The sequence below is a fragment of the Mesorhizobium sp. M7A.F.Ca.US.006.04.2.1 genome, assembly GCF_004022915.1.
Taxonomy (GTDB): Bacteria; Pseudomonadota; Alphaproteobacteria; order Rhizobiales; family Rhizobiaceae; genus Mesorhizobium; species Mesorhizobium ciceri.
The window spans coordinates 1-8401 of record NZ_RZQA01000191.1; the positions used below are offsets into that span (position 1 = coordinate 1).

At 61.5% G+C, this 8401-nt stretch carries 10 protein-coding genes and 1 tRNA gene; 7 read left to right on the forward strand and 4 right to left on the reverse strand.

Features of this window, described 5'->3' with window-relative positions; genetic code table 11:
- Together EN925_RS12730 and EN925_RS12735 are read left to right on the forward strand one after the other, a co-directional pair.
- Nucleotides 1-443: response regulator transcription factor (locus EN925_RS12730; protein WP_164894189.1), on the forward strand; the 443-nt coding region annotated here is incomplete at its 5' end.
- Complete coding sequence (locus tag EN925_RS12735) at nucleotides 440-1765, forward strand: HAMP domain-containing sensor histidine kinase (protein ID WP_127368364.1); 1326 nt, start codon at nucleotides 440-442, stop codon at nucleotides 1763-1765. The genes EN925_RS12730 and EN925_RS12735, both read left to right, overlap by 4 nt.
- A gap of 27 nt (nucleotides 1766-1792) precedes the next feature.
- Here EN925_RS12735 and map read toward each other — a convergent pair whose 3' ends face one another.
- Complete coding sequence (gene map, locus EN925_RS12740) at nucleotides 1793-2620, reverse strand: type I methionyl aminopeptidase (protein ID WP_013532002.1); 828 nt, start codon at nucleotides 2618-2620, stop codon at nucleotides 1793-1795.
- A 243-nt stretch (nucleotides 2621-2863) separates the two neighbouring features.
- On the opposite strand from map, the gene EN925_RS12745 reads away from it, so the two are divergent.
- From EN925_RS12745 to EN925_RS12765, 5 genes are all read left to right on the forward strand, one after another.
- Nucleotides 2864-3160, forward strand: coding sequence for a DUF982 domain-containing protein (locus tag EN925_RS12745; protein ID WP_013532001.1), 297 nt, complete (start codon nucleotides 2864-2866; stop codon nucleotides 3158-3160).
- Nucleotides 3161-3351: 191 nt separating this feature from the next.
- The gene (locus EN925_RS12750) at nucleotides 3352-3615 is read left to right on the forward strand and encodes a DUF6074 family protein (protein WP_024505702.1); all 264 of its coding nucleotides are present in this window, start codon (nucleotides 3352-3354) and stop codon (nucleotides 3613-3615) included.
- Nucleotides 3616-3936: 321 nt separating this feature from the next.
- Entirely contained in the window at nucleotides 3937-5163 is a 1227-nt protein-coding gene (locus EN925_RS12755; RefSeq protein WP_063167868.1) for a pilus assembly protein TadG-related protein, read from the forward strand.
- A gap of 19 nt (nucleotides 5164-5182) precedes the next feature.
- Nucleotides 5183-5608 carry a TadE/TadG family type IV pilus assembly protein gene (locus tag EN925_RS12760; RefSeq protein ID WP_064995340.1) on the forward strand — a complete coding sequence of 142 codons (426 nt, stop codon included), beginning with the start codon at nucleotides 5183-5185 and terminating at the stop codon, nucleotides 5606-5608.
- Nucleotides 5598-6005 carry a TadE/TadG family type IV pilus assembly protein gene (locus EN925_RS12765; RefSeq protein WP_013531997.1) on the forward strand — a complete coding sequence of 136 codons (408 nt, stop codon included), beginning with the start codon at nucleotides 5598-5600 and terminating at the stop codon, nucleotides 6003-6005. Before EN925_RS12760 ends, EN925_RS12765 begins: the two co-directional genes overlap by 11 nt.
- Nucleotides 6006-6041: 36 nt before the next feature.
- Here the strand turns inward: EN925_RS12765 and EN925_RS12770 are convergent, their stop codons facing one another.
- The 3 genes from EN925_RS12770 to EN925_RS12785 form a co-directional block, all read right to left on the reverse strand.
- Nucleotides 6042-6203 (reverse strand): hypothetical protein, encoded by a 162-nt coding sequence (locus EN925_RS12770; protein WP_013531996.1) that lies wholly within the window; start codon nucleotides 6201-6203, stop codon nucleotides 6042-6044.
- Between the two features lie 821 nt (nucleotides 6204-7024).
- Nucleotides 7025-7099, reverse strand: a tRNA-Glu gene (locus tag EN925_RS12780).
- A gap of 302 nt (nucleotides 7100-7401) precedes the next feature.
- Nucleotides 7402-8401: YcbK family protein (locus tag EN925_RS12785; protein ID WP_128336588.1), on the reverse strand; the 1000-nt coding region annotated here is incomplete at its 5' end.

Here is an 8401-nt window from a genome sequence, read left to right on the forward strand (position 1 = left end):
TCTTCGGGCTGGAAATCGGCGCGGACGACTATGTGACGAAACCGTTCAGCGCGCGTGAACTGACGGCCAGGATACGGGCGCTGCTGCGCCGTACAGCCTATGATCCCGACGAGCGGGACTGGTCGAAGGTGCTTCGTTTCAACGGCTGGCGCCTTGATCCCATACGCCGGCAATTGCATGACCCCAACAATGCGCGGGTGACGACCACGACGCATGAATTCGACCTGTTGCTTGCGTTTTGCCGCAACGCAGGCCGGGTTCTCTCGCGCGAGGAACTTCTGGGCGTAACCCATGCCGGGCTCGCGGGGCCGATCGAGCGTAGCGTCGATGTCCATATCAGTCGAATCCGCAGGAAGATCGAAAAGGATGCGCGCGATCCGGTGCTTTTGAGGACCGTTCGGTTGGGTGGCTACATCTTCACCGCGACGGTGGAGGAAGCATGAGGGATTTCATCCGCCGTTTCTTGCCACAGTCCGTGCGTGGGCAGTTTGTGGCAATCATTTTCATCGCGGTGATCGTGATCATGTTCGTCGGTTCGGTCGTCGAGAGTTTCATAGAGAACGCCGATCTTCCCGCCGCGGAAGATAACGCCAGGCGTGCGGCCGTTGTTGCTGCCTTGTTGCAAGAAACGCCGGCGCAGGCGCGTGGCGCAATTCTGGCGACAGCAAAGCGGGCCGGCTTTGATTTCGAGATATTGCCCAAGGACCGGATAACCGGCATTGCCCAATCCTATCTGCAATGGCGAAGTGTCGAATGGCTTTTGCGTATCGACAGGGGGACGGTTGAGGGACGCTGGATAAGGGTCGGCGGCCGATACGCGTTTGTCATCGACCTCGACCAGCAGGACGTCCTGGCCCATTTCGGCATGCCCGATTCCTGGCTGACATCGGGCCTCGTCCGTGCCTCGTTCTATAGGTTCATGGCTTTCGTTGCCTTGCCCGTGCTGATCTGGCTGTTTGCGGTTTGGGCCGTGACTGATCCGTTGAAGCGCATCTCGGCGGCAGTCGGTTCGGCCGAGATCGAGAATGGCGACCAGCTCTTCGTCGAACACGGCTCCATTGAAATGGTGGGGTTGGCGCGCGCCCTGAACAGGATGAGGACGCGTATCCGCACGATGATCGAAAACCGCACGCGCATGTTGCGCAGCGTCAGTCATGATCTGCGCACGCCTTTGACGCGGCTGCGGCTTCGCGCCGAGCGCATGGATGATGGCCCAATCCGAACCGCAATCCTGTCCGATGTCCAGCACATCGAAATCTTGATCGATGAGACCCTTACCTACCTGCGCAACGATGTTTCGACGGAGAAGCTGCAGCGCGCCGATATTGCCAGCGTTCTGCAAACCGTCTGCGCCGAATTCTCTGATGTCGGATTTCCTGTCTCATATTCCGGGCCGGACCGGCTTCTGGGCTGGTGCAAGCCCAATGCATTGGCGCGTGCGATCGCCAATCTTTGCGACAACGGGGTCAAATTCGCTGGCAATGTCACTGTCGCCTTGACAGCGACCGGCACGGCGGCGCGCATCACGGTAGGGGACGACGGGCCGGGTATTCCGATGACGGCACGTGCCCGTGTTTTCGAACCATTCTTCAAGGAAGATGCGTCGCGCGGCATTGCGTCGAAGCATGGCTTCGGTCTGGGCCTCTCGATCGTTGCCGACATCGTCCAGGGGCACGGCGGTAGGATCGAATTGGAGGACAACCAGCCCAGCGGACTGGTCGTTACCATCGACCTGCCGAATGCCGCGGATGTGCAGTCGGCATAGACGGCCTCCCGCCGGGTAAGGTGCGCTCTAAGCCGGCAGGCCGGGGCGATCGAGCTTTTTGGGCGACAGCGTGAAAATCTCGCACCCTGTGTCGGTCACGCCGATCGTGTGCTCGTACTGCGCCGACAGCGAGCGGTCGCGCGTCACCGCGGTCCAGCCGTCCGACAGAACCTTCACGTGCGGCCGGCCCAGATTGATCATCGGCTCGATGGTGAAGATCATGCCTGGCCGCATCTCGACGCCTTCATTGGCGCTGCCGTAATGCAGGATGTTCGGCGCGTCATGGAACAACTGGCCGACGCCGTGGCCGCAGAAGTCGCGCACCACCGAGCAGCGCTCGCCTTCGGCAAAGGTCTGGATGGCGGCGCCGATGGCGCCGGTGCGGGCGCCCGGCCTGACCGCCGCAATGCCGCGCATCAGGCATTCATGCGTGACTTCGAGCAGCCGCTCGGCGGCGCGCTTGATCGTGCCGACCGGATACATGCGCGAAGAATCGCCGTGCCAGCCGTCGAGGATGTAGGTGACGTCGATGTTGACGATGTCGCCATCCTTGAGCGGCTTGTTGTCGGGAATGCCATGGCAGACGACATGGTTGATCGAGGTGCAGGATGATTTCGTGTAGCCGCGATAGTTGAGCGTCGCCGGCAGCGCGCCGTGGTCCATGCCGAATTCGAAGACGAAGCGGTCTATTGCTTCGGTGGTGACGCCGGGCTGGACCATCGGCACCAGCTCATCGAGGCAGCGCGCGGTGAGATCGCATGCCTTGCGCATGCCGGCAAAGCCGTCCTCGCCATAGAGGCGGATCTGGCCGGTATTTCTGAGCGGGGCCGTGGCAGCGTCGAGATAGGTGACCATTTTGTCCGTGTAGCGGGTAGGGCCCTGCAGGAGAGCCGACGTGAAGATCTCCCCAGATTTGGCACTTGAGGGCAAAAGGTTCAAGGAAGAACTGCCCGATGCACCCGCACAGTTCGAGATATTCGCCTTGCATGGGCGGTTCAGCGACCCAAGTGACGACACATTTCTGGGCCAAAAGCCGGTCAAAGCAACTTTTGACGACGAACGGCGTTGCTGCGGTGGCGCCAGTTCGGGAGACAGGAAATGGACAGACTGCAATTCGAGGTGCCGGTGCGCATAGCGCCCGCGCCCGGCCTGCCGGTCGAGGAGATCTACGGGGTCGAACAGGCGCTCGATTTTCTCCAGGACTGGCCTGCGCGCCGTCAGGGCCCGATCTACCAGAAAGCCTTCAACGCCTGCTTTGGGGCCACGGTAGACGTGGTCAAGACCGAGGATGCTTGCCGGGCGTTCATGGCGTTTTGCCGGGCCAGCGGACTGATGGCCAGGGACATGATGACGCCGCGCAAGCGCGGCGGTGAGGCGAGGGCGCTCCAGGCCTGAGGGCCGCCGCCGTTTCGCCTGCCCCCCACTGCAACCAATGAAGCGCGTTTGACGCACAGGCGATGTCGCGAGCGTATCGTTGCGTCCCCGCACCCACGTCAGCGCCGTTAAGCTTCCGTTTCCACCTTCCCGGCTACGCCATTGCTTGTTGGCAATGGTTGATTCGTTGCGTCAGTCTCATGGTTCGGAAGATGTCCCCAGAAAAAATCCGTGCATTCCCGATCGACCGTCAGGTATTCTTGGTCAGAGAGGTTGCCGCCAAGCTCGGCAATCTGCATGGCGAGCCCGCCACCTCGTTCTGGAGGGCCAAGGCGTCGGAGTTGCTCGATCTCGTCGTCGGATCGGGCAGGGACAGAACGGCAGCCGGCGACGAAGTGCGCAGGTTCTTCCTGGCCGTACAAAGAGAGATGTCGGCCGGGGTGGTTGCGGAGCCGATGCCGATTCTTTCCGCTTGAAGAAATCCTGCACAGCTTTGGCTTCCCACTGCATTCTCCAATAGTGCGAGCAGCAATATATCGGTGTTTGCTGCCTTCGACGGCAAGTTCGCTGATCGGGTGCGAACCCATGGCTGCCTATCGCAGGCGGATGCTCTAGGACATCGATGCTCTCTCTCGCCGCCTCCCGCTGGCCCTAGCCCTTCTCGCTTGCCAGGAAGTGCGCTCGCGCGTTGATCAGCCAGCGAAGCACTTCTTTTTTGAAGCCAATGGACCACTGCTCAAAAATGCACCGAACTTTTTAGCCATTCGTTCATTTATGCGTGCTTTCTAATCTAAGCCATGGCCTTGAATAGCTTCACCCGTGTTCGGCTTGTAATGGACGCCATGCGCCGGAGCACGGGCGCAAATGTCGCCACCATTTTTGCCCTCACCTTGCCGGTCGTTGTCGGCGCTGCGGGCTTCGGCGTCGAGACCTCCTATTGGTACTACAACAGCCTGAGATTGCAGGCGACGGCCGATGCAGCCGCCTATGCCGGAGCGCTCGAACAGATTTCGGGTTCCGACAAGCCGACGATCGTCGCGGCTGCGACCCAGTCCGCGGCGTCGAACGGGCTGGGCTCGGGCACGATCGTCGTCAATACGCCGCCCGCGTCCGGACCGAATACGGCGAAAAAAGCGGTCGAGGTGATCGTCGGCCAGAAGCTCGACCGGATGTTCACCCTGATCTTCACACAGGAAAAGGTTCCCGAACAGGCGAGGGCGGTGGCCGTTATTACCGATGCCTCGAGTGCTTGCATGCTCGCGCTCGATCCGTCCGCGTCGCAGGCGGTGCTGTTTTCCGGCAGCACCAGCGTTAAGCTCACCGGCTGCTCGGTCATGTCCAATTCCATCGCCTCCGACGCCATCAAGCTTCAGGGCGCGGCCGGTCTGCAGGCCGATTGCCTGATATCGGCGGGCGGTGTCTCTCTCAGCAATCCCGTCACCACCGTCTGCGCGGCCCCGATCACCCAGGCACTGCCCGCCGGCGATCCCTTTGTCGACCTGCCGGCCCCGGTGGCCGCGACCCCCTGCCTGAACGACAACAAGGCGACGCTCGGTCCAGGCACCTATTGCAGCGGCATGAACCTGAAGGGCAACGTCACGCTTTCGCCCGGCGTTTATGTCGTCCAGGGCAATCTCAAGATAAACGCCAACGCGGCCATCACCGGCGCCGGGGTGACCATCTTCATGTCCGGCAGCTCGACCGTCAGCATGAATGGCAATGCGTCCGTGAAGCTCAGCGCGGCGACTTCGGGCACCTACTCAGGCGTTCTGTTCTACGGCGACAGGACCGGCATGAGTGCATCCAGCACATTCAACGGCACAGCGGACTCGCTTTTGACCGGGGCCATCTATTTCCCCAAGCAGCAAGTGAGCTATCTTGGCAACTTCTCGGGCAATGGCGGCTGCACCAGGGTCGTCGCAAATACGATTCAATGGTCCGGTAATTCAACCATCAATCAGGATTGCTCGAGCCTCGGAGTGCCCAACATTCCAGCCGCGCGGTCCGTGGCACTGTCCGAGTAGCTCCGTGGGGCGCCGGTCGATGCCGATCCTCGGCGATGATTCGGGCGTTGCGGCAGTCGAGTTCGCGATGGTGCTGCCCATTCTGTGCCTGGTGCTGCTTGGTATTCTGGACGGCTGGTCCTACATAACGAGTTCACTGTCGATGCGCGCCGGTGTGAAGACGGCCGCGAACCTGGTCATGAGCGGATCGACCGATGATGCGGCGACCCAGGCCCTTGCCATTGCGAGCTGGGAAAATCGGCCGGAAGACGGCCAGGTCACGCTAAGCCACATCCGTATGTGCGGGACGACCGTGGTCGACGCTTCCACCATGTGCAGTGGGCCGAAGGTGCCGTCGATCTATGTCCAGATACAGGCATCGGGCACCTGGGTGCCGCCAATTGCCTTCGGCGCCTTTGCCGCTCCCACCGTCATAGGTCACCAGGAGATGATCCGTGTCCGCTAGGGTAAGCGCGTTGCGGCGGGATCGATCGGGCGGGGCCGGGCTGGAGTTCGCGCTGATCGCCCCCTTCCTTGTCATGCTGCTGTTCGGAATATTCGCCTTTGGCTGGTCGATGCACTCGGTCTCCAGTGTTCGCTATACGCTGGAGACGTCAGCGCGCTCGCTGCAGCTTAAGAACACGCTGACCCAAGCCGACATTCAATCGATCGCCACGCAGAAATTGCAGGCCTTGGGGTTCAAGGACGTGAACGTCACGATCGCCATCGACCCGGTGAGCGGTGGCTTCCGCATGGCGCATCTGACCGCCGCCTATGCCTTCGTCATCGACTTCCCCTACTTCAGTTCCTTCCCGATCAACTACGCGACAACCGTTACCGTGCCGCTGCTTGGCAGCGGCTAGGCTGTGGCCTGATAGCCTCGCGCGCTGGGGCTCTGCTTACTTGTACGCCTTGAGCGTGATCAGCCCACCGAGAATGGCTATAGCTATCAGGATCAGCGCCCACGACACGATGTTGTGCGACAGACGCCTCCGTCGGCCGCGCAGGGCGCGGTCGCGCCAGCGTTTGGCCTGATCAGCTCCTATGTTTAGTTTATCCATGCCCTTCTCCCCACGAGCAGAATGCGACTCATGCCGGCTGGTGTCCAGATGGCACCGGTTTGGCGGTCGTGGCGCAAGCTTGGCACTCGGCCTGCTTTTTATGGCACGGGGCTAGCTAATATATTCGTTAGTGCTAATATTAAGATTACGTTACGTCATGTTCGACCATCTGTCGGGTGCAATGTGGGGGTTCCAATGAGAGTGGCTGTATTGTGCGCGGCTGTTGTTTTCGCTGCGACCGGTGTCGCTGTTGCCAAGGAAAAGAAGGCGGCGGTCAGTGACGCTGCCGCCTTGTGTTCCACGAAACCGTCGACCAAGAAGCCCGTTGCAAATCTGGACTGCGGTTTCACCGGAACCGCCAAATCGGAAGACAGCGGCGCAAAGGCAGAGCCGCGTCTCGGATACGACTCCAATCCGTGGATCATAACAGGCTTTTGACTTTGCACTGTCGGATGCCGGTTGAAGCGCTGAAGAGGGTCGTCTTGAGCGGCGCGCGACCCGTTCTCATGTAGGCTCCCGCACGCAAACCAGGCAAATAAATACGGACTTGCCACTCGGGGCTTCGCCCCGTTGTCGCAATGCCGTGAAAGCCCAACTCGACCGTGCAATAAAAAGCCCGCCACGGGGGCGACCTGCGGCGGGCTCTTGGAGCGGCTACATCCCTTAGGAATCGACCACTTTGTAGCAGGATTATGACCCGTATGGCCGCGTTGGCCTATGGTGTGATCGCGGAAGACTGCGCGTCAGTTGAAGAGAGCAGCAGAGAGCCAAGCGAAATTGCCGACATTGGGAGGGAGGTTTGCGCCAAACGCAAATTTTTCTGGTACGCCCAAGGGGAATCGAACCCCTGTTACCGCCGTGAAAGGGCGGTGTCCTAACCGCTAGACGATGGGCGCGCTCAGACGAAGCGGCTTATACTGGCGTTGTGCGCAACCGGCAACCCGTCAGGTGCCACCTTGGACAACTTTTTTCCAGGCCTGCCAAATCAACGGTTTGCCGAGGGTTGGCAGGCTTTGACGATTAGCGGCGACACCCATCGTTTCGTCATCCACGGGCGGAGCAAGGAGCGCTCCGTCGCGAAGACCCGAGGATGACGAAGTTGGGGACGCTTCGGCCTATCTCGAATGTTCAGGAGGCTGGAACGATATTGCCGGAACGGCCTTGGCGGCTGACAGGCGTAGGCCGTCAAATAGCGCTACTAGCCGTCACCGCCGCTGCGCCGGCGGCAGCGCCAGTTCCAGTCGCGCTCGGGACCGACGTCGACGTGAACCGATTCTGTGTGGCAGTATGTGCCGACACCGCCGCGACCGGGCATGCTTCTGATGTAGCTCGCCAGTTCCCATTTCGAAACGCCGGGAACCTGGATGTCGGCGGCGGCGCAATACATGTGCAGCGAATTCTTGGCGCCGTTGGCGCGCCGATTGCGGGCCGGGTCGCGATAGCCTGACGTCACCGTCATCTTGCGGCCGTAGTGGCCTTCGATCGTCTTCAGCACGCGCACCAGCGACGGTTTCAGGCAGGCCACATCGACGCTCTCGTTCTGCTTGAGCAGCCCGTTGGGCGCCAGCCGGGCCATGCCGGCGGCGGACGCAACCTGATAGGAGCCGCCCACTGGCCCCTCATCCTCGTTGAGGTCGACGTCGCTTTCGTCATCGAGGCCGGACTTGCGCTTGATCTCGAACAGGGCCGTCTGGCGCACGCCGGGCAGGGCATCGCTGCCGGTGATGTGACCGCTATCGCCACCGAGCGAAGCCAGCTGTACCGGCTTGGCCGTGGAATCGGCCGAGGCAAGCGTGATGATCGGCTTTGCCGCTGCTGGCGTCGCTTTTGCCTGCGCCGGAGGCTGCTCGCCCGTCCGGGCGTTGCTGATGAGGGGGGCTGGTGTCGCCGAGGCTGGCGTTGCGCCAAACATCGAAGCCAGGAAGCCTTTCTTCTTTGGTGCTTCGGCCTGCGGCATCTCGCCAGCCGTCACATAGACCGGGTTGTTCATGGCCGGAGCGGCAGCGGGCTTCGGCGCCGCCACGTCGCCGTCGGCCGCGGCAATCTGCTGGGCGACCGCATCGGTCTGCTGCGCGGTCTGTGCCTGCTGCGTCAGCGACTGCGGCGTGTTTCCAACGATGGTTTCGGCGCCCGCCGGCATGGTCAGCGGAAAGACAGCTCCCGGTTTGGACACAGGCACATAGGCGACCTTTTCAGGC

Coding starts and splice junctions, on each gene's coding strand:
- EN925_RS12735 (WP_127368364.1), top strand. CDS start 440: ATGAGGGATTTCATCCGCCGTTTCTTGCCACAGTCCGTGCGTGGGCAG.
- map (WP_013532002.1), bottom strand. CDS start 2,620: ATGGTCACCTATCTCGACGCTGCCACGGCCCCGCTCAGAAATACCGGC.
- EN925_RS12745 (WP_013532001.1), top strand. CDS start 2,864: ATGGACAGACTGCAATTCGAGGTGCCGGTGCGCATAGCGCCCGCGCCC.
- EN925_RS12750 (WP_024505702.1), top strand. CDS start 3,352: ATGTCCCCAGAAAAAATCCGTGCATTCCCGATCGACCGTCAGGTATTC.
- EN925_RS12755 (WP_063167868.1), top strand. CDS start 3,937: ATGGCCTTGAATAGCTTCACCCGTGTTCGGCTTGTAATGGACGCCATG.
- EN925_RS12760 (WP_064995340.1), top strand. CDS start 5,183: ATGCCGATCCTCGGCGATGATTCGGGCGTTGCGGCAGTCGAGTTCGCG.
- EN925_RS12770 (WP_013531996.1), bottom strand. CDS start 6,203: ATGGATAAACTAAACATAGGAGCTGATCAGGCCAAACGCTGGCGCGAC.